The organism is Pelagibius sp. (assembly GCF_965249265.1).
Taxonomy (GTDB): Bacteria; Pseudomonadota; Alphaproteobacteria; order Kiloniellales; family Kiloniellaceae; genus Pelagibius.
Genome location: NZ_OZ252224.1, coordinates 2820403 through 2839980 on the forward strand (window position 1 = coordinate 2820403; position 19578 = coordinate 2839980).

A 19578-nucleotide genomic window follows, 5' to 3' on the forward strand; every position below is an offset into this window, starting at 1 on the left:
GCTCAGGGACCGGCCCCGGGATCCAGGTTCCGGGGCCGTCTCGTCTCCGCCTCGATGGATCCATATCCGTGACACTCGCGATCCTGCAGCGCACAGACCGCTTCGTTTCCGTCGTCTGGCCCAGCGGCCTGCACGGCATGAACGGCTATCTGTTTTTGCTGCCCGCTGTCGCTCTGGTCTTCATCCTGGTGATCGCTCTCGGCTACATGCTGGAGTTCAGCCTGCACGAGTTGGATCTCTCGACCTATCGGCTGAAAGAGGCTTATAGCCTGACGAACTACCAGACGATCCTGGACCGGCCGGTTTATCTGCGGGTCCTCTGGCGTTCTCTGCTCGCCGCCCTCATCGTCACGGTGATCACCGTCTTTCTGGCCTTTCCCTATGCCTACCTGATGGTGCGGACATCTTCTGCGGCAACCCGCAAGTTTCTTCTGGTCGCGCTGTTCCTGCCGTTCTTCATCGGCCAGGTGGTTCGGGCTTATGGCTGGCTCATCATCCTCGGCAAGCAGGGCCTTCTGAACAGTGTCCTGACCGGCCTCGGCCTGCCCGCGCTGGACCTGATCTACAACTACCCGGCGGTCATCCTGGGGCTTGTTCAGTACATGCTGCCCTTTGCGGTCCTTCTGCTCACCCCCGCCGTCGCCGCCATCAGCGAAGACGTGGAACTGGCGTCCGAAAGCCTCGGCGCCAACTGGCTGCAAACCTTTCGTCATGTGGTGATCCCCATGGCAACGCCCGGCCTTGTGGGCTCTTCCGTGGTGGTCTTCACCCTTACCCTGACGGACTTTGCGATGCCGGAGATTCTGGGCGGCGGCACCTCCGACTTCATCGCCAACGCCATCTACGACAGCTACTTCCAGATCTCGAACATCGGCCTGGGCGCGGCGCTGGCGATTCTGCTGACCCTGATCGGCAGCGCCCTGGTGGCGCTCATGTTTATGATCGCGGGAACCGGGACCCTGGCGGTGACGGAGGCCGAGGAATGAGCGGTCCCCGCAGCAAAGCAATCGCCCTCTGGGGGCTGGTGGCCTTCAGTCTCATCCTCCTCAGCTTTCCAACCGTCATCATCATTGGTGCGTCCTTCACGGCCGGCGAGATCATTCAGTTCCCGCCCGAGGGGTTTTCACTGCGCTGGTACGAAAAGCTGTGGCAGCTCGACAGCTTCCAGGACGCCCTCCTGCGAACCTTCTATGTTTCCTTCATCTGCACACTGATCTCCCTGCCGGTCGGCACTCTGGCGGCCTTGGCGACCGTGCGCTACCGCATCCGCTTCCGCCGGACCCTGCAGGTCTATCTACTGCTGCCCTTTACCATCCCGCTGGTGGTGTCGGGCCTGGGCATGCTGATCGTCTTCGGTGAGGTTCGCATCCTGGGCCAGCTTTGGCCGGTCGGCCTGGCCCTCTGCATCATCAATCTGCCGTTCATGATCTGGGCGGTCAGCGCCTCGGTAAACGGTTTGGACAGCGAGTTGGAGAATGCCGCCGCCAACTGCGGCGCCGCGCCGGTGCAGATCTTTTTCACCGTGACTTTGCCGGCGGTGATGCCCGGTGTCATCACCGGTGCGCTCTTGATGTTCATACTGGCCTTCAACGAGTTTCTGGTCAGCCTCTTCCTTGTCGACTCACGGATCGTCACCTTGCCGGTGCAGATCTATAACTCGATCCGTTCCGTCATCACGCCCGACCTGGCGGCCGTGTCTGTGGTCTATATCCTGATCGCCGTCATCGCGGTCTGGGTGCTCGACCGGCTCGTCGGTTTGGAAATCTTCCTTCGCTCAAAATAGGTTCGGAGACCGGACTGTGCCCAAAGACGTGAACCTTCATATCCTGTCGGAGCTGACAGCCGAAAAGCGCCATCTTCTGCTGCAAAGGACTGAGGCCGACCTCGGGCCCTTTATCGAGAAGGTCCAGCCCATTATCGAGCGGGTGCGCAGCGACGGCGATGCTGCACTGTCCCACTTCGCCAGGGAGTTGGACAAAAGCCCGGTAGAGCCCGACGCCATCGCGGCAACGCCCGAGGATTTCGACCAGGCCTTCGAGGCGCTGGACCGGGAGATGATCGAGGTGCTGACCTTCGCCAGCGACAACGTACGGCGCTTTCATGAAGCGCAGATGCCGGAGGAGATGTGGTTCAAGGAGATGCATCCCGGCGTCTTCGCCGGCGACCGCATCGTGCCCATCGACAGCGTTGCCTGCTATGTGCCGCGCGGCAAGGGCTCCTTCCCCAGCGTGGTCATGATGACGGCGATCCCCGCGGTGGTCGCGCAGGTTCCGGAGGCGGTGATCATCACCCCGCCGGGCCTGGACGGAAAGATCGACGCCGCGACTTTGGTGGCCGCCCGCCTGGCCGGCATCGAAAGAGTGTACAAGTGCGGCGGCGCCCAGGCTGTGGCCGCCGTCGCCTACGGGACGGAAACCGTGCCGCGCTGCCTGAAGATCGTTGGCCCCGGAAGCCCCTGGGTGGTGGCGGCCAAGCGGGTCCTGGCCGACCGCATCGATCCGGGCATTCCCGCCGGACCCAGCGAGGCGATCATCCTGGCCGATGAGACAGCGAACGGGCGGGTTTGTGCACTCGACCTGCTGATCGAAGCCGAGCACGGCTCCGACAGTTCGGCCTACCTCGTCACCAACTCCCGCAAGGTCGCCGAGGCGGCGCGGGCGGCGGTGCCGGATTTCTGGCGGGAAATGAGTGACCAGCGGGTCGGTTTCTCCGCCGACGTCCTTTGCGGAGAACGCGGCGGTATCGTGCTGACCGACAGCATGGACGACGCCATCGACTTCGTGAACGACTACGCGCCCGAGCATCTGGAGATCCAGGCCAAAGACCCACACCAATATCTCGGAATGATCCGCAACGCCGGGGAGATCCTCATGGGTGAGCATACGGCCGTCTCTCTCGGCAACTTTGTCCTCGGCCCTAACGCCGTGCTGCCGACCAATGCCGCCGCCCGCACCCGCTCACCGCTCAGCGTCTTCGACTTCACAAAGCGAATCTCCATCGGTCATGTCACCAAGAAGGGCTATGACCAGTTGGCGCCCTACGCCTTCAAGTTCGCGCGCTACGAAGGCTTTGACGCCCATGGCAACGCCCTGTCGGAGATGCGGACCAAGGCCTTCAATTCGTCCAGCTAGAACGGAACCTCACAAACCTGCTGCCCGGGGCGGTTCAGCGGTGAGAATAACCATTGGATATTTCAATGGAGCCGCCAGCGCCGGGAGATGATATGAACCCGCATCCAGGATGCGGGCGCGAGGAAGGCTGAATTCATGAAGCGGATGCGACTTAGAGATTTCGGATTGGCCATCGGCCATCTGCCGACCGGCCCGCTGAACGCCATAACCGATGTCGCCGGTGTGCTCGTCGGGCATGAAACCATCATTCGCGACGACCCCGAAGTCGTGCGATCCGGCGTCACCGTGGTGGTGCCTGAAAACGGTGAGATCTGGCGGCGGCATCTCTTCGCCGGCGCCCATGTGCTGAACGGCAACGGCGAGATGACCGGACTCGCTTTTCTCGAGGAGTTCGGCCTGATGTGCGGTCCTATCGCCATCACCGGAACCCATTCCATCGGCGCGGCACATGAGGGCCTGGTCAGTTATGAGCTGGAGGGAGGCTTCGACGTCGACTTCTGCCTGCCACTTGTGGCCGAGACTTTCGACGGCTGGCTGAGCGAGCCTCTGGCACTGGCGGTGCGGCCGGAGCATGTCCATGCCGCGCTGCGGGCCGCAGCCGGCGGAGCAGTGGCAGAGGGCAACATCGGCGGCGGCACCGGCATGAACGCTCACGAGTTCAAGGCCGGGATCGGGACCGCATCGCGGCAGACCGAGGTTGTGGGCGAAACCTGGACGGTTGGGGTGCTGGTGCAGGCCAATTATGGCCGCCGCCACCAGCTTCGCCTTGACGGCCACGCGATCGGTCAAGCGATTCCCATCGAAGAGGTGCCGCCGCCCTGGCCCAAGCCGCGCGATGACGGCTCGATCATTGCCGTCGTCGCCACTGACGCTCCCCTTCTGCCGCATCAATGCAAAAGGCTGGCGCAGAGAGCGGGCATGGGGGTCGCCCGGGCCGGCGGTATCGCAGCCCCGGCGAGCGGTGATATCTTCCTGGCCTTCTCCACCGGCAACGCCCATTCCGTTGCAGCCCACGACCACCTGCACAGCGCGCGCTTCCTGCCGGACATGGCCCTTGCCGGGATCTTCGAAGCGGTGATCGAGGCAACGGAGGAAAGCATCTGGAACGCTCTCTGCACCGCCGAGACCATGACCGGGCGGCAGGGCAGAATTTCCCACGCCATACCGCTGGACCGGCTGACCACGGTCATGAAGGCATAGATTTTATCAATGTTCTCTATTCTTAGAATAGATTAGGCGATAGGCGAAATCCCCTTCTAAGATCCCCTTTTCGGCCATCCTTGGGGACGATTATGGGTGATCGTGAGGGTGCCCCCAGCGTTGGGCTCGCTGTCAGGAACATAACCAAAGTCTTTGGTGCCGCCGGTGCCGCGGCGGTGCATGCCGTCGATGATCTGAGCCTGGACATCCATCGCAACGAGTTCTTCACCCTGCTCGGACCCTCGGGTTGCGGCAAGACCACACTGCTTCGGATGATTGCCGGCCTGGAACAACCGACCTCCGGTGCGGTGTTGCTGGACGATGAGCCGCTACAGGGGCTGCCGCCCTTTCGCCGGCCGGTCAACACCGTGTTCCAGAGTTATGCCCTCTTTCCGCACATGTCGGTTGGCGAGAACATTGCCTTCGGTATGCAGATGCGCCGCCTGGAGGCGGCGACGGTCGCCCGAAAGGTCGAGGAGGTGCTTGCGCTGGTGAGGCTTGAGGGCCTGAGCGACCGCCGCCCCTCACAGCTTTCCGGCGGCCAGCAGCAGCGGGTAGCTCTGGCCCGCGCCCTTGCCAATCAACCGAAAGTCCTGTTGCTCGACGAACCGCTGTCGGCCCTCGACCTGAAGCTCCGCAAGCAAATGCGCCTGGAGCTGAAGCGTCTGCAGAAAGCAACCGGGATCATCTTTGTCTTCGTCACCCATGACCAGGATGAGGCACTGATTATGTCGGACCGCCTGGCGGTGTTGTCTGCGGGCCGCATCCTGCAGGTCGGTACACCGGAAGACATCTACAAGAGGCCGCGCAGCCGCTTCGTCGCCGACTTCATCGGCGACAGCAACATTATCCTGGGCCAACCGAAGGCCCCCGATAGGCTTGCGCTCGGCGAAGCGGCACATCTTCACCTCGCCGAACCCCTGCGCCCCGAACATGCGGGCGCGGCGGAGCTTCCCGTGGCGATCCGCCCGGAGAGTTGCCGCCTGGTGAACGGCGCCGCCTTGGAAGACAACGCCAACGTGTTTCCGGCCCGGGTGCGGGAAATCGAATACCTCGGCGCCGATACCTGTGTTGTGCTGGATGTTGCCCCCCTCCGCGCGCCGATTACGGTGCGTCTGCGCAACGTAGAAGCAGAAGACACGGTTCCGCGTGAAGGTGACGCAGTCCGGGTCAGCCTGCCGGCCGCGGCGCTTCGGGTTCTGGACCTGTGACCGATCCGGCCAGACTGTCCCCACGTGCGCGCCACGCAACCCTGGCGCCGGCACTCCTCGCCATCGGCGTATTCCTGGTGCTGCCGCTGCTGCTGGTGCCGGTCGCTTCATTCATGGAGGCCAATCCCTGGGGCGGCGTGCGCCCAGCGTTTTCTGTAGACGCCTACATTCAGGTACTCTTCGAAGAGGACTTCACCGGCGAACTGGTCTTCAACGACGCCTACCCGCGTATCGTCCTGCGCTCCATCCTGCTGGCTGCCGTGACCACCTTGCTTTGCCTGCTGGCCGGCTTTCCCGTCGCCTATGTCATCGCCATGCAACCCAAGGCGCGCCAGGGCATCCTGTTGTTGCTGGTAACGGTGCCTTTTTGGACCAACCTGCTGATCCGCACCTACTCCTGGATCATGATCCTGCGGGACGAAGGCCTTATCAACAACAGTCTGGAAGCGGTTGGTATCATCGATACACCGCTGCGCCTGCTCTACACCAACGGCGCTATTGCCATCGGGCTGGTGTACACCTTCCTGCCCTTCATGGTGCTGCCGATCTACGCCGCGATCGAGCGCATCGACCGCAGTCTCATTGAGGCCGCACATGATCTCTACGCCAACCGGCGGGCGATGCTGCGGCGTGTCGTCCTGCCCCTGGCCAAGCCCGGAATCGCAGCAGGGGCTGTCCTTGTCTTCGTGCCCGCTCTGGGCTCCTTCGTCGCGCCGGCCTTGCTGGGCGGCGGGAAGCACCTGATGATCGGCAGCCTGGTTCAGGCCCAGTTCGGCGCCTCGCGAAACTGGCCTTTCGGCGCGGCGATCTCCCTAATCCTCCTGGCGGCGGTCTTGGCGGTTCTGCTTTGGCAGGCCAGGCGGCAGAGCCGCGGCGAGGAGCTGCAGCTATGAGCGAGCTCGCCGGCAACCCGATATCACCGCCCGCCCCGAAAGGCATTCGCAAGCCCAAGGCGGCCTTCTCGGTCGGCAGAATTCCGGGTTTCGCGGCCGCGACCTTGGCCTTCTTCCTGTTTCTCTACGCGCCGATCCTGCTGCTGGTCGTCTTCTCCTTCAATGGCAGCAATTCCGCAACCATCTGGTCGCACTTCAGTCTTGACTGGTACGCCAAGGTCGCTGCCAACAGCGACATCCAACGGGCAACACTGAACACGCTGATTGTCGCCGGCATCGCGTCGGTCCTGGCCACCGCTTTGGCGACGCTGGCGGCCTTGGCCATGGCCAGGGGCGGCCGTTTCCGGGGCAGCCAAATCGCCCTCGGCACACTGCTGCTGCCGCTGATCGTACCGGAGATCGTTATCGCCATTGCCATGTTGATCTTCTTCACCGCGATCGGGATGAATCTGGGATTGGGGAACATCATCATTGCCCATACAGTCTTCTGCATCCCCTTTGCCTACTTGCCGATCCGGGCCCGCCTGGACAGTCTGAGCCCGGTCTACGAGGAAGCGGCCCAGGACCTCTATGCCGACGGCTGGCGGACCTTCCGTCACGTGACCTTTCCCCTGCTGGCACCTGGCATCCTCTCCGGGTTGATGCTCGCCTTCATCACTTCGGTCGACGACTTCATCATTTCCCTGATGGTCGGCAGCGCCGGCTCCACGACGCTGCCGATCTATATCTACAGCCTGATCCGGATCGGCATCACACCACAGATCAATGCGATCTCAACCCTGGTGCTGCTGATCTCCTTCATCTTTGTAAGCCTGTCATGGCTCATTGCGCGGCGTTCGGAGAAGACGCCATGATCCCTACAACCAAAAAACAATTCAAAACCACTGAACAGCGGAGGTTCGATATGCGTAATCTGTTGAGAATGGCCGGCATGGCCGCACCGATCGCCCTGGCCGCTTCGGCGGCCAGCGCGGAAGGCGTTTTGAATTTCGCCAACTGGGCGGAGTACACCTCACCGGAGCTGATCGAGAAATTCGAGAAAGAGACCGGCATCAAGGTGGTGCTGGACACTTACGATTCCAGCGAAACCCTGCTGGCCAAGCTTCAGGCCGGCGGCGCCGACTATGACGTCGTGGTTCCGGGCAACAATTTTGTCGCGGGCATGATTTCCGAAGGCTTGATCCAAAACGTCGATGTCAGATCGCTACCGGGTTTCGCAAACCTTGAAGGCCGCTGGCAGTCACCGCCCTGGGATCCGACAAACGAGTACTCCATTCCCTGGCTTTGGGGCACCACCGGCTTCACCGTCGATACCTCCGCCTATGGCGGTGACATTCACACCTATGAAGTCCTTTTCAACCCGCCGCCGGAGCTGCAGGGCGAGATCGGCATGTTCAACTCCGCCGACGAGGTGGTGAAGATGGTCCATGCCTACCTCGGCAACGACCTCTGCACGGAAGATCCGGCTCATTTCCAGGCGGCCTTCGATGTCCTCAAGGCGCAAAAACAGCACGTGAAGATGTACCAGTCCGAAGGGCTTCGCGAACGTATGCTCTCCGGTGAGGTCAAGGCCCACTCAAACTGGAACGGCAGCTCCCTGAAGCTGCGGGCCCAAGACGCGAAGTTCGCTTACGCCTACCCTAAAGAAGGTGTACTGACCTGGATGGACGTGATGGTTGTGCCCAGCGGGGCCAAGAACAAGGATAACGCTCTCAAGTTCCTGGCTTTCATGCTTCAGCCGGAGAACGTGGCAATCCAGTCCAACTTTGCCCGTTATTCCAACGCGGTGGCAGGCAGCGATGCTTACATGGCCGCCGAGTTGAAAACAGCGCCGGAGATTGTCGCACCATCCGACCGCACCTTCATTTTCGTGCCCGCCTGCTCGGAAAAGTCGATCAAACTGCAGGATCAGGTCTGGACCCGGTTGCTCAAGTAGGTGCAGCCTGACACGGTTCCTCCGGGTTCCTGCCCCGGAGGAACCGTTCGAAGCACGTAACACGAGGTTTCAGAGTGGCGGATCAGACAAACGGCAAAGTCATCATTACCTGCGCGGTGACCGGATCAATTCACACCCCGAGCATGTCGCCGCATCTGCCGGTGACCCCGTCTGAAATCGCCGAGCAGGCAATCATGGCGGCGGAGGCCGGGGCGGCGATCCTGCATCTCCATGCCCGCGAACCGGAAACCGGCCTGCCGACCGCAGACCCCGATGTCTTCATGGGCTTTCTGCCGCGCATCAAGCAATCAACGGACGCCGTTCTCAACATCACCACCGGCGGCGGCGCCAACATGAGGTTGGATGACCGCCTGGCAGCGCCTCTGCGCGCCAAGCCCGAGATGTGCTCACTCAACATGGGGTCGATGAATTTCGGCATCTTTCCGCTCGCCAAACGGCACAATAACTGGCAGCACGACTGGGAAGAGGGTTTTCTCGAGTCAACGCGAGACTTCGTCTTCAAGAATACCTTTGCCGACATCGAAACCGTTCTCGATAAACTTGGAAACGGGGCCGGCACCCGGTTTGAGTTCGAGTGTTACGACACCGGCCATCTGCAAACCCTCGCCTACTACCTGGACAAGGGCAGTATCCGTGCGCCGGTGTTCGTACAATTCGTTCTCGGTGTGCTCGGCGGGATCGATGCTCACCCCGACCAGCTTCTTCATCTGAAGCATACCGCCGACCGTCTGCTCGGGTCCGACTACCGCTTCTCGGTTCTGGCGGCCGGGCGTCACCAGATGCCGCTTGGCACCATGGGCGTGATCCTCGGCGGAAATGTCAGGGTCGGCCTGGAAGACAGTCTGACCATCGGCCGCGGCCGGCTTGCAGAGAGCAATGCGGCCCAGGTCTCCAAGATCCGAAGAGTCGTCGAAGAACTGGGCTTTGGAATCGCCACGCCTGACGAAGCGCGCTCAGCGCTCGCACTCAAAGGGGGAGACCAGGTTGGCTTCTAGTACAAATCCATCAATCGACGCCATTTCGATCCGTCTGGCCGAAGCCAACGATGCGGCGATCATTCGTGATCTGCTCGCCGATCTGGTTCGCACCCTGAAGGATGGCGAAACCTGCGGCAGCAGCCTGGAAGACATCCTGCGCCACGGCTTTCGTGATCCGCCCCGCTTCGAAGCATTGATTGCCGAAGCGGACGGGTCAGCCGTCGGCATGACCCTGTTTTTCTACAATTACTCGACCTGGCGTGGCTGTCTTGGTGTCTACGTGCAGGATCTCCACGTCATCGAGGATTTCCGTGGCAGGGGACTTGGCCGCAAGCTGCTCGCTGCAGCAGCGCAGCGGGGCCGCGAGTTCGGCTGCAACCACCTGCGGCTTTCAGTTGACCCTGACAACACCCCGGCAGCAGCCTTCTATCGCCATGTCGGCCTGGAAGTACGGAAGGACGAAGCTATCTGCCAGGTTTCTGAGGCCGCCTTCGAGAGACTGGCCGGAGAAGCGCCGTGACCGACAATGCTGCTATCCAGAGCTTCTACGCCGCCTCCCCAGCGGTGGACCTGCCCCATATCGAACGGGCCGAAGGCCCCTATCTCTGGGATCGCAGCGGGCGTCGCTATGTCGATGCGGCCAGCGGACCGGTGGTCACCAACATCGGACACGGTAACCCGCATGTGGTCGAAGCCATCGCCCGGCAGGCCGCCACCTGTACCTTCGCTTCGCGCACCGCCTTTGTCAGCGACGCCAATCAAGCCCTGGGCGAGCGCTTGGCCAAGCTCTGCGGGCCCGGCCACGACCGCGCCTTTTTCACCTCCGGCGGATCGGAAGCCATAGAAGCAAGCCTGAAGTTCGCCCGCCAGGTCGCCTGGGTCAGGGGCGAACGGAAGCGCTGGAAGGTGATCTCGCGCAACCCCTCCTACCACGGCTCCACGCTGGGCGCGCTCTCGGTCACCGGTGACGAAGAGATCGACGACCTCTTCGGCCCGATGATGCGGCAGATGCCGAAGGTGGCGACCCCCTTCACATATCGGATCCCTGAAGGCTATACGCCGCAGGGCTGGCAGGAAGCTGCGGCAGCGGACCTTGAACAAACCATCCTGCGCGAAGGTCCGGAGACCTGCCTGGCTTTCATCCTGGAGCCGATTGGCGGCCTCGCGACCGGTGCCCTGGTTGCTTCGGAGGCCTACTACAACGCCGTTCGAAGGATATGCTCGCGCCACGGCCTGTTGCTGATCTACGACGAAGTGATGAGCGGCGCCGGGCGCAGCGGCGCCTTTCTTTCAGCGCATCACTGGCGTGACGCGAAACCGGACCTTGTGGTCCTCGCCAAGGGCTTGGGCGCCGGCTACACGCCGCTTGGCGCGATGATGGCGCCCCGCGACTTGGTTGAACTGGTGGCTGCAGCCGGCGGCTTCCTGCACGGCCATACTTACGTCGCCAACCCACTGACCTGCGCCACGGGTCTTGCGGTACTCGATGAAGTGGAACGCCAAAGCCTCATCCAAAACGCGGCCCGTTTGGGCCCCAAGTTGTCGGAGATCCTCAGGCAGATCATGGCGCACTCCCCTATCGTCGGTGATGTCCGGGGCCTGGGGCTGCTTATGGCCATCGAAGTCGTCGCGGACCAATGCACCAAGCGGCCTTTCCCGCTGGAAGTGGAGATCACCAAGCGCATTGCGCGCTTGGCGATGAAGCACGGACTCATCATCTATGCGCGCCGCACCAGTCACGGGAAGTTCGGCGAGTGGGTCATGATCGGCCCACCATTGAATGCCGACGAAGAGCTCCTCGGCGAGATCGGCAGCAAACTCCAGGCCTGTCTGACCGACTGCGTCGACGAGTTGTTGAACGAAGGTATCCTGACAGGCGGTATTCAAGCCGGAGCAGAGCTGCGTCACAGCATATGAAGGCCGTCTTCGACCCGCTTCAGAAACGCTACCACGCGCGCCGCTTTGTCTCGAACGGCGCTTGGCAGCCGAGCCGTGAAACACCCGAGCGTGCCGACATCCTGCTCAGCGCGCTAGAAGACCTGGGCTTTCCTGTAGAAACGCCGCCGGACAGCGGTCAAGCAGCAATTGAGGCCGTTCACGATCCGCGCTACCTCACCTTTCTGCAGACCATCGTGGCGCGCTGGCAGCGCATCCCCGAGGCGCCGGAGGAAGTGGTGCCGAACCTCCATCCGGTTTTCCGGCAGGGTGAGACCATCCCCGGCTATCCAGCCTCTGCTGTCGGTCAGGTAGGCTACCATGTCATGGACGGCGCCGCCCCGATTACCGGTGACACCTGGATCAGCGCCTATGCCAGCGCACAGTCCGCAATCCATGCCGCCAATCTCGTTCTGCAGGGGGAAGAAGCGGCCTATGCACTCTGCCGGCCACCCGGTCATCATGCCTCTGCGGACCTGGCCGGCGGCTTTTGCTTTTTGAACAACACAGCCATCGCCGCCGAGCGGCTGCGCAGCGGCTTCGAACGCGTTGCGATCCTCGACGTAGACGTGCACCACGGCAACGGCACGCAGCAGATTTTCTACACTCGCGACGACGTTCTTACCGTATCCATCCATGCGGACCCTTTACGCTTCTATCCCTTCTTTTGGGGTTACCAAGACGAGGGTGGCGCCAATGCAGGCAGGCGCTTCAACTTCAACATCCCACTCCCACGCGGGACGTCGGACAAGGATTATCTGCGGGCGCTGGATACCGCACTCGACCGCATCGCCGACTTCGACCCTGACGCCTTGGTTCTGGCGCTCGGGCTGGACGCCCACGAAGATGATCCCTTTCGCGGTTTGGCGCTGACAACACAGGGGTTCGGCAGAGCTGCCGGGCACATTGCCGCCTTGGAGCACCCGACAGTCATCGTCCAGGAAGGAGGCTATGTCAGCGACGCGCTGGGTGCCAACCTGCGGTCGGCGCTGGAAGGCTTCATGAAATCTTCAGGCTGACGCGAGAGCGTCCAGCACTGCTCACCGCTGCCGAAGTCGCAGGTCGGGCCCTGCGAGAAACTGCAGAAGGGTAAGTCCGGCATCCAGGCTCCGGGTTCTTCGCTCTGCCGGCAACGCTGCCGGACAGCCGAGGCACCCCGGAAGCACCCTAGCGGTAAGCATCAATGGTTGAAACCAACTCCAGCCTGCTGGTAATCCCAAGCTTGGCGTAAATGCGCTTGCGGTGAGTCTTCACCGTGTTGAGGCTGATGGACAGGGCTGTTGCAATCTCCCGCTCGCTGCGCGCGCTCGCCAACAACCCTGCGACACGCGCCTCGGTTCGCGTGAGGCTCAGTGCCGACGCCACGATCTCCGAAACGACCGGACGTTGCGAATCCGGATCGTCGATCGTCATCAGTGCTGTCGCCGCGACCGGCGTACGCCACAACACGTCGAAGGCAAAGGGCGTCACCTCCGCTACGTATGGCATTGGTGCGGAAGACCTGTGCATTACAACGAAGGTCGGCCCCTTGGGTGCCGTCTTCGGACCTTCACCGAGCTGAAAGGAAAGTGCGGCACGCAGTTGCCTTTGTGCTTCCGGTCTCTGCGGAACCAGACGGCCGTGGCGGGCGGTCAAGCCATCGCCAAGAGCGCAGATCGCCTCCGCCTTCGTATTCATCTGGCAGATCCTGGCGTCACGGTCGACGAGAAAGGCCGCACGTCCGTTGCGGCCCAGCGCCTCCAGAGCGGCAGCCAGTGTTGCGCCCATCTGTGTTACCTGGCGCTGAATGCGAAGGGCTCGGGCGATATGCCCCCCCAGAGCATGAACGAGAGCGAGTTCCTGCTCGTCGAAAGGGTCAGCCTTGTGGCCCCGGTTTATGACCACCCTGAGCTGGACATCAGCATTGATCCGTGACGTGAAACGACCCAGGTGGAAGCAGTCTATATGCCGGCAGAGAACTTGATAGTATTCGCTGTGGGCGAATTCGACCACATCGCAGACATCATGCATGCGTAGCACCGAAGGTGTTAGCGCGAGCCCGACTTTTGCGCGGAAAGGGTCAAGGCGGTGATAGTGTGTGTAGTAAAGCTGTTGGCCATCCCAGGCCGACATGCTGGTATGAAAGGTTTCCGGGATCGGGGCAACGTTCAAGGGGTCGCAGCGGACCTGCGCCATGTTGTAGCGCTCAACGGCCACAGCGGTACAAGAGGCATCGAATGTGGAAGCCACCCGCCGAAGCGCGTCATGCCAATCCAATTCACCCGTCGTTGCGCGATACACATGGTCCAGCGCCCCATCAAAACTTTCAGGATCAAGTGACACGTAGCGGAAGCCTCCCCATTCTTCGTGAAGCGCAGTCCGCTCACCGCCTCTCGCCCCGATTGAGGGAAAGCTCTGAGATCTCGGTCGTAGACTCTGTTGGATCTTTCAGCGTGCCATCCAGCATTCCGCACCCATGCCCATTACACTACTGGGCTTCGATACGACTCTGCCGGAGCACCCAACTGCACCACAACAACCGCTCTACCGACTCTGTCGGACCGCTCGTTACACGCGAGCTGTTTTGGCGCGCTTTGTATGCAGTTAAATTCAAAAGTCCAGTGTCATGTGTTGATCCTGAACAGATTTCAGCCGCGGACAGGACAGAACATGTCCAGAAAATCTCGGCCGATCATTGCAGGGATCGCATGCCTCAAGCAGCCGGACCACAGCCAAAAGAGAGAAGTAGCGCCAACCCTGGGTTGGTGCGGGAAGACTTGCGAGCGCACTCAGGTTGATGCGAAAGCTTCCAGAACAACCTGCCGCTGGCGAAGTTCCAGATCGGGACCCGCAAGCATTTCCAAAAGGATTCGTTCGGCATCCGGGCTTTTCTTGCAGGCCTCGGTCAAGCTGTCCTGACGCATGTACAAGGCGCAAACTCCAAGCCCTTCACGCAGGGCCTCGGGATTTCCGGCGTGACGCAAGCAAGCCATTGCGGCTTTCCGAACCAGGGCGGAATCATCCTGAAAAGCGCCGATAACAATTTCCGGCTTCGAGGAGCCAACAGCTTCGAGGGCCGTCGCACGAACCAAGGCGTCCGGGTCGTCGAGAAGCGCTGACAGCAGATCTGCCGCTTTGTCGGACCGGCTGGCAACCGCCCGCGCCGCATGCCCCCGGATGACCGGATCCGGGTCACCGAGCCCCTTTTCAGCCGCCGCGACCAGAGCCGAAGAAAGCGGCTGTGTCTGGGCCCGCTGAGCCAGCGCGGCAAAAGCCGCCTCCCGAAGCGGCCCTTCTTTGACGTCAAACAGATTCGCAAGCGCCAACTCAATCGGCTCCCCGGGACAGTCGGCTGCCACCTTGACGGCAATCAGCCGCAGGTCGAAGCCGATATCGTCCGGTCCGTCCACAGCGACCCGGCGGCGAGCCTTTCCTCGCTGCTTGGATGCGGGCGACCTTGCCTCCTCTTCCGAACCATGAGGCCTGGCGGCCAGATGCGGTACTGCGGAAAGCGTCGACTGCGGAAAGTTGCCTTCGACCACGTTGTCCGCAGCGCCGTCGGCCTCCTCGGTTGGAACGATATCACCCTCACGCGTGATGGTGATACGGCGTCCGCTCCCCTCGCCCTCGGTCTTTGGGGCGCCGAGCGCTGTCTCCTGCGCTTCAGTCGACTGCGGCAACCGGGTCTCGGGGTCCAGCAGCCGGCCCGACATGGCATCCGCCAGCCCTGTGGCGGCCCGAGCGGCCAGATCAGCATCGTCGCAGTTTGCCAATCCGGCCAATGAACCAAGGGCGGCAGCCCGAACCTGTCGAACAGGGTCCGTCGCCGCATTGCGCAAAGTGTCGATCACCTTGCTGCCCACGGTTTTGGCCAAAGCCTGAAGGGCGGCGGCCCTCACCGTCACCGGCCGGTCACCGTCCTCTGCCAAGGAACACAGAAACGGTTCGGCTTCTGCCCCACCAAGCCGTGGCAGAGCCTCAACCGCAGCCGCCGCCAGCACCGGGCCGGCCGTTTCGGCCCAGGCCTGCACATTGGCAAGCAGATCACCGCCCCGGACGGTTTCAACGCCACCTCTCTGGCCGGAAACCATCGCCGACAGCGCAATTGCCCTGGCTTCTTCGTCTTCATCGCCGAGTGCGCTGCGCGCGATGTCGATGCGCCGCGGCGCCAGGGCCCGCAGCGTTGCCCGCCGCACCCCTGCATCCGGATCTCTCAAAGCCAGACGGGCCACCGAAGCGCTGTCCGGGTCGAGGCAATCGATGGCCAGACAGCGCACCTCCGGACTGGCGTCTTCAATCAGTACATTCTCAAGCGGCGCCAGGGCGCCGTCGACAGCTTTTGAAAGTGCCGCAAAAGCACGCTGGCGCACCTTTGCATTGCGGTCGCGCAACAGGCCGAATAGTGCCGCGACGCCGCCTTCGGGAATCTTCGAAAGGGCACCGAAAACTTCCGGGTCCAGTTCCTGTCCCATCTCGTCCGAGCGCGCCTCCAAAAGCGTGTCGATCGCCTCGCCAACCCCCATGTCGCCCAGGGCCCGGATCACCGCCAGTTGCACGTCGAGCCAGTCGTCCCACATGCCGGCCTCGTCTTCCCAGGCGACATCATGACTGCAGCGGTCCTTGGCAAGAGCGCAGAACAGGGGCACGGAGGCACTGTCGGCCAGCCGGCCCAGCGCCTCCACCGCAAAGACCTTTACCTCCTTCACCGGATCGCCCATAAGCGAGCGCCGGATCGCCTGGGCATCCTGCGGACGGGCACAAGCAACCAGTGCCGCCATGGCATCGACCCGGAGATCCGGATCTTCGTCCATCAGCGCTTCGACCAAGGCCGGCGCCGCCCTTGCGTCTGCCGTAGCACCCAGCGCCCGCGCCGCCGCACACCGCAGGAGCTCGTCATCATCGCGCAGATAAGGCGAGACTGCGGCGACGCGGTCCGGCGGTGAGCCGGCAAAGCCGCCGGGCGGCAGGTCTGCGGCATTCATCATGGCGGTGCTCCTCCTGCCCCTGCCCCCTAGGCGATGTCGCGGCGGGCGAAAGACATCGAACGGTATTGGCGCTTGTAGGGGCTTTCCCCAATCCGCTGCACCTGGCCGACGCCCATCTTGTAGTTGTAGTTGCCGCTGATCCAGTCGACGACGCGGCCGGCAAGGGCGTTGGCAGGTTGGCTGGTATGGAGGAAATCCATATAGCCGACCCCCTTCTTCACCGCCGGCGTGACGATGGCGACGGCGGTCACCGAGGCCTTGGTCAGTTCAATGTGGCCGTTCTTCAGAAGAGAGGCAAAGTCGAAGTCATCACCCTCCACCCCGACGATCGTGTCCTTCTGTACCGGGATGCGGTCGGAGAAGAGCAACACATAGTCGCCGGACTCGACGCCGTAGGCCGCAGCGTCGTCGGGATGCAGCTCGATCCAGTTTTCCGGCCAGCGCTGAACGATGTAGGGCCGGCGGCGGTCGTCATAGCCGGACTGCCAGCGTTCATTGATGCGCCCGGAGGTCATCCAGATTTCGCCCTCCCGCGGCTTCAACCACTCCCAATAGCTTGAGAACAGGCTCCAGGGGGCCTTCTGCAGGTTGCACTTGCCGGTCTGGGTGTTGAAGTGGGTGAGCTTCTTGTTGAAGACGGTGCCGCCCTGCGGCCCGTCCTCCGGCAGCACCCGATTGACGTCGTGGAGACGCTTTGTTTCCTCCAAAGACCCATCGGCCAGCATCAGCACCGGACCCTGAATGCCGTTAGTGCCGAACTCACCAAGCTTCTGGTGCAGGGTCTTGCCCTCGCGGTGGGCGGCAACCTTCACCATGTGGAAGTCCTTGCGCGAACCGCGGGAGAAGCGCGAACCCTCCTCCAGGACCTCGTTGGAGTCCTTCCAGTCGAAACCCTCGAAGCCCATTTTCTTCGAGAGCTGGGCAATGATCCACCAGTCCGGTTTCGCCTCGCCCGGCGCGTCGTAGAACTTCGGATAGAGACGGATACGCCGCTCGCCGTTGGCCCGGGTGAAGGTATCCTCACCCCAGCCCGAAGCCGGGAAAACGATGTCGGCATAGCGGGCGCCGATGGGATCGACCAGGTAGATATCCTGATCCCAGACCACCATACCACCGGAGTCGACCCGCTTCTTCAGGGTTTCGATGATCTCCGCCTTGTCGAAGCTCTGCACCTGATGCGGATTACGGGTGGTCAGCTCGTCGAACTTGGCCTGTAGCGACTGTGACCCGCACATGGCCTGAACCCAGGTCGTACCGATGACGTGGGCCAGCCGGGTGTGGCCGGACATCAGGTAACGGTCGGTATCCATGGCCCGGCGCCGCCGTCCCGGCAGTTTCTCCGGGCTCTTGTTGCGCGGATAGGACCCGCCGCGCAGGCCACCGCGCTGGTGTCCACCGGCCCGGCCGATCACCTGGCCCGGGCGTCCGCCACAGCCGGTGATGATACCAAGCGAAGAAATCGCGTTGGTGTTGCCGGTGTTATTGGACCAGTAGAAGCCCTTCTCGATCATGATCGAGGTCTTAGGCCGCGATCCATCCTCCCGCGGCTTCGCCATCCACTCGGCAGCAGTGTAGATCTTCTGCACGTCGATCTGGGCGATCTCTGCCGCCTTCTCAGGAACCGAATAGTCCTGGGCCAGCAGCCACTCCTTCCAGTCCTCGAAACCGTCGGTCTGAAACTTGCCCCAGGTGGTGCGCCACTGCCAGGGCGTGTTGCGCGTCCCCTGCCCGAAGCCCGAAGAACTTTCCCACTTGGAATTTACCCATTTCTGAATCCATTCCTTGTCTTCCCAGCCGTTCTCCACGATCACCCGGGCAATCGCCAGCACCACCGGCAGGTCGGTGCCCGGCTGAATGTCGATCAGCATACCGCCGTTCTTCTCGGCATAGGCGACACCGGCCGTACGCCGGGGAATCAGGAAAATCGCCTTCTGGCCATTCTGGATTCCCGGCATGATCCAATCGGTGAACAGGATAGTTTTCGACTCATAAGGGTCCGTACCGCACATCAGCAGCGTATCGGCGTCGCGCCAGTCTTCGTAACTCGGCCCGAAATTGTCGAAGCCGGCATCACGGAAGCCGGGAGTCGAGGTCACGTCCGAGGGCGTGTCGTGGAAGGTGAAGTTCGCGGTTCGCACGTTGCGCAGCGCGTACTTCGTGATGGCGTAGGTATTCTCCATGTAGCCGTAGGAGAAGGTCTTCACGCCGTAGGCGTTGGTGCCGTGGCGATCCAACACGTAGCGGCCGATCTCAGCGGCGATGTCCAGGGCAAAGTCCCAGGTCACCGGCATCAGCACGCCGAACATCCTGACCATCGGCGACTTCAGGCGGTCGCGGGTCGGCGTCTGCGGGTTATAGACCTTCTGAGCGATGGCGCCGCCCCGGATCGAGGAGTTGCCCGCCGGATTGACGAACTCGGTATCCTTATCCGGGATGATCACCACATGGTGCGGTTCGCCGTTATGCAGCACGATGTTGTGCTGAGTCGGTGCGACCCACGCACCCAAAGGGGAGACAGGGAAATCCTCGCCGAAAGCGTTCTGATCGGCGGCCGGGCCGCCCACTTTGCCGCCGCGCACCGGCCAGCGGTAAACCTTGTAGCCGCAGGCGACGATGCAGTAATCGCAGGCCGTCGAAATGACGTCGGCATCGGGCGGCGGCAGCGGAACGGACTCTTCGGGGACGTAGTACGGGGTGGACATGAAAAACCTCTCCTTATCCCTGAAGATTATCGAAACGGCCGTAGATCAGACCGAACATGCCGACGGCATAGATGTCGTCGCCGTCCAGCTCCAACAGCACCTGCGGTAACGACTGATAGGCCTGGCCGGAAATGAAGATGCCGTGGCGGGTCAGATCGAAAGTCGTGAGGTGCAGGGGGCAAGGGCCCAGCGCCTTGTCCGCCGCCTGGTAAGTGCCCTGAAGCGGGCCGCCCTGGTGGGTGCAGGTGTAGTTAAAAGCCACCACATCCTTGTCAGGGCCGAGGCCGCCGCCGGCCTCCTGCCCCAGTTTCACCAGGATCGATTCGGCATAGGCCCCCTCGTCGGGGTATTCGAAGTCGAAGGGTTCATCGACAGCAAGCGACGACAGCTTGGTGATGAACTTGCGTGGGTAGGTGGCCACGACGGCGGGGCTCTGTCCCTGCGCCAGGCCGGGAATGCCCACCATCACCACAGCGGTCGCGATGCCGCCGGTCAGCAGGAAGGACCGCCGATTCATCAGGCAAGGCCGTGTGCCGGCCTTCTCGGCTTCGCCGTTGGCGCCGTTAACGGCAGCGGCGATACGGGGGTCGATTGTCATGATCTCCGGC

General features: G+C 62.4%; 16 protein-coding genes. 12 read left to right on the forward strand and 4 right to left on the reverse strand.

The window, feature by feature from the left end:
- Positions 1-68: 68 nt before the first annotated feature.
- The 12 genes from ACP146_RS13455 (at position 69) to ACP146_RS13510 (ending at position 12323) form a co-directional block, all read left to right on the forward strand.
- On the forward strand, positions 69-986 hold the full coding sequence (locus tag ACP146_RS13455; RefSeq protein ID WP_422367274.1) for an ABC transporter permease: 918 nt from the start codon (positions 69-71) through the stop codon (positions 984-986).
- The gene (locus tag ACP146_RS13460) at positions 983-1783 is read left to right on the forward strand and encodes an ABC transporter permease (protein WP_422367275.1); all 801 of its coding nucleotides are present in this window, start codon (positions 983-985) and stop codon (positions 1781-1783) included. The genes ACP146_RS13455 and ACP146_RS13460 overlap by 4 nt, the downstream gene beginning before the upstream one ends.
- 16 nt (positions 1784-1799) lie before the next feature.
- Complete coding sequence (gene hisD, locus ACP146_RS13465; protein WP_422367276.1) at positions 1800-3131, forward strand: histidinol dehydrogenase; 1332 nt, start codon at positions 1800-1802, stop codon at positions 3129-3131.
- A 135-nt stretch (positions 3132-3266) separates the two neighbouring features.
- On the forward strand, positions 3267-4331 hold the full coding sequence (locus tag ACP146_RS13470) for a P1 family peptidase (RefSeq protein ID WP_422367277.1): 1065 nt from the start codon (positions 3267-3269) through the stop codon (positions 4329-4331).
- A gap of 92 nt (positions 4332-4423) precedes the next feature.
- A complete protein-coding gene (locus ACP146_RS13475; protein WP_422367278.1) occupies positions 4424-5542 on the forward strand; it encodes an ABC transporter ATP-binding protein in 1119 nt (372 codons plus the stop codon).
- Complete coding sequence (locus tag ACP146_RS13480; protein ID WP_422367279.1) at positions 5539-6435, forward strand: ABC transporter permease; 897 nt, start codon at positions 5539-5541, stop codon at positions 6433-6435. Before ACP146_RS13475 ends, ACP146_RS13480 begins: the two co-directional genes overlap by 4 nt.
- A complete protein-coding gene (locus tag ACP146_RS13485; RefSeq protein ID WP_422367280.1) occupies positions 6432-7289 on the forward strand; it encodes an ABC transporter permease in 858 nt (285 codons plus the stop codon). The genes ACP146_RS13480 and ACP146_RS13485 overlap by 4 nt, the downstream gene beginning before the upstream one ends.
- Before the next feature lie 50 nt (positions 7290-7339).
- A complete protein-coding gene (locus ACP146_RS13490; RefSeq protein ID WP_422367281.1) occupies positions 7340-8371 on the forward strand; it encodes an extracellular solute-binding protein in 1032 nt (343 codons plus the stop codon).
- A 74-nt stretch (positions 8372-8445) separates the two neighbouring features.
- Complete coding sequence (locus ACP146_RS13495; protein ID WP_422367282.1) at positions 8446-9387, forward strand: 3-keto-5-aminohexanoate cleavage protein; 942 nt, start codon at positions 8446-8448, stop codon at positions 9385-9387.
- Entirely contained in the window at positions 9377-9889 is a 513-nt protein-coding gene (locus ACP146_RS13500) for a GNAT family N-acetyltransferase (RefSeq protein ID WP_422367283.1), read from the forward strand. The genes ACP146_RS13495 and ACP146_RS13500 overlap by 11 nt, the downstream gene beginning before the upstream one ends.
- The gene (locus ACP146_RS13505) at positions 9886-11286 is read left to right on the forward strand and encodes an aspartate aminotransferase family protein (protein ID WP_422367284.1); all 1401 of its coding nucleotides are present in this window, start codon (positions 9886-9888) and stop codon (positions 11284-11286) included. The genes ACP146_RS13500 and ACP146_RS13505 overlap by 4 nt, the downstream gene beginning before the upstream one ends.
- On the forward strand, positions 11283-12323 hold the full coding sequence (locus tag ACP146_RS13510) for a histone deacetylase family protein (RefSeq protein ID WP_422367285.1): 1041 nt from the start codon (positions 11283-11285) through the stop codon (positions 12321-12323). Before ACP146_RS13505 ends, ACP146_RS13510 begins: the two co-directional genes overlap by 4 nt.
- Positions 12324-12471: 148 nt before the next feature.
- Here ACP146_RS13510 and ACP146_RS13515 read toward each other — a convergent pair whose 3' ends face one another.
- The 4 genes from ACP146_RS13515 to ACP146_RS13530 form a co-directional block, all read right to left on the reverse strand.
- A complete protein-coding gene (locus ACP146_RS13515) occupies positions 12472-13626 on the reverse strand; it encodes a helix-turn-helix transcriptional regulator (RefSeq protein WP_422367286.1) in 1155 nt (384 codons plus the stop codon).
- Between the two features lie 446 nt (positions 13627-14072).
- Positions 14073-16268: a HEAT repeat domain-containing protein gene (locus tag ACP146_RS13520; RefSeq protein ID WP_422367287.1), complete on the reverse strand. Its 2196-nt coding sequence runs from the start codon at positions 16266-16268 to the stop codon at positions 14073-14075.
- A gap of 26 nt (positions 16269-16294) precedes the next feature.
- Positions 16295-18970, reverse strand: coding sequence for an arsenate reductase (azurin) large subunit (locus ACP146_RS13525; RefSeq protein ID WP_422367288.1), 2676 nt, complete (start codon positions 18968-18970; stop codon positions 16295-16297).
- A gap of 13 nt (positions 18971-18983) precedes the next feature.
- Positions 18984-19568 carry an arsenate reductase (azurin) small subunit gene (locus tag ACP146_RS13530; protein WP_422367289.1) on the reverse strand — a complete coding sequence of 195 codons (585 nt, stop codon included), beginning with the start codon at positions 19566-19568 and terminating at the stop codon, positions 18984-18986.
- Positions 19569-19578: the final 10 nt, after the last annotated feature.

Excerpts from the sequence above, each read along its gene's own strand:
- ACP146_RS13460 (WP_422367275.1), top strand. The coding sequence starts at position 983 with ATGAGCGGTCCCCGCAGCAAAGCAATCGCCCTCTGGGGGCTGGTGGCC.
- ACP146_RS13470 (WP_422367277.1), top strand. The coding sequence starts at position 3,267 with ATGAAGCGGATGCGACTTAGAGATTTCGGATTGGCCATCGGCCATCTG.
- ACP146_RS13475 (WP_422367278.1), top strand. The coding sequence starts at position 4,424 with ATGGGTGATCGTGAGGGTGCCCCCAGCGTTGGGCTCGCTGTCAGGAAC.
- ACP146_RS13485 (WP_422367280.1), top strand. The coding sequence starts at position 6,432 with ATGAGCGAGCTCGCCGGCAACCCGATATCACCGCCCGCCCCGAAAGGC.
- ACP146_RS13490 (WP_422367281.1), top strand. The coding sequence starts at position 7,340 with ATGCGTAATCTGTTGAGAATGGCCGGCATGGCCGCACCGATCGCCCTG.
- ACP146_RS13510 (WP_422367285.1), top strand. The coding sequence starts at position 11,283 with ATGAAGGCCGTCTTCGACCCGCTTCAGAAACGCTACCACGCGCGCCGC.
- ACP146_RS13520 (WP_422367287.1), bottom strand. The coding sequence starts at position 16,268 with ATGATGAATGCCGCAGACCTGCCGCCCGGCGGCTTTGCCGGCTCACCG.
- ACP146_RS13525 (WP_422367288.1), bottom strand. The coding sequence starts at position 18,970 with ATGTCCACCCCGTACTACGTCCCCGAAGAGTCCGTTCCGCTGCCGCCG.
- ACP146_RS13530 (WP_422367289.1), bottom strand. The coding sequence starts at position 19,568 with ATGACAATCGACCCCCGTATCGCCGCTGCCGTTAACGGCGCCAACGGC.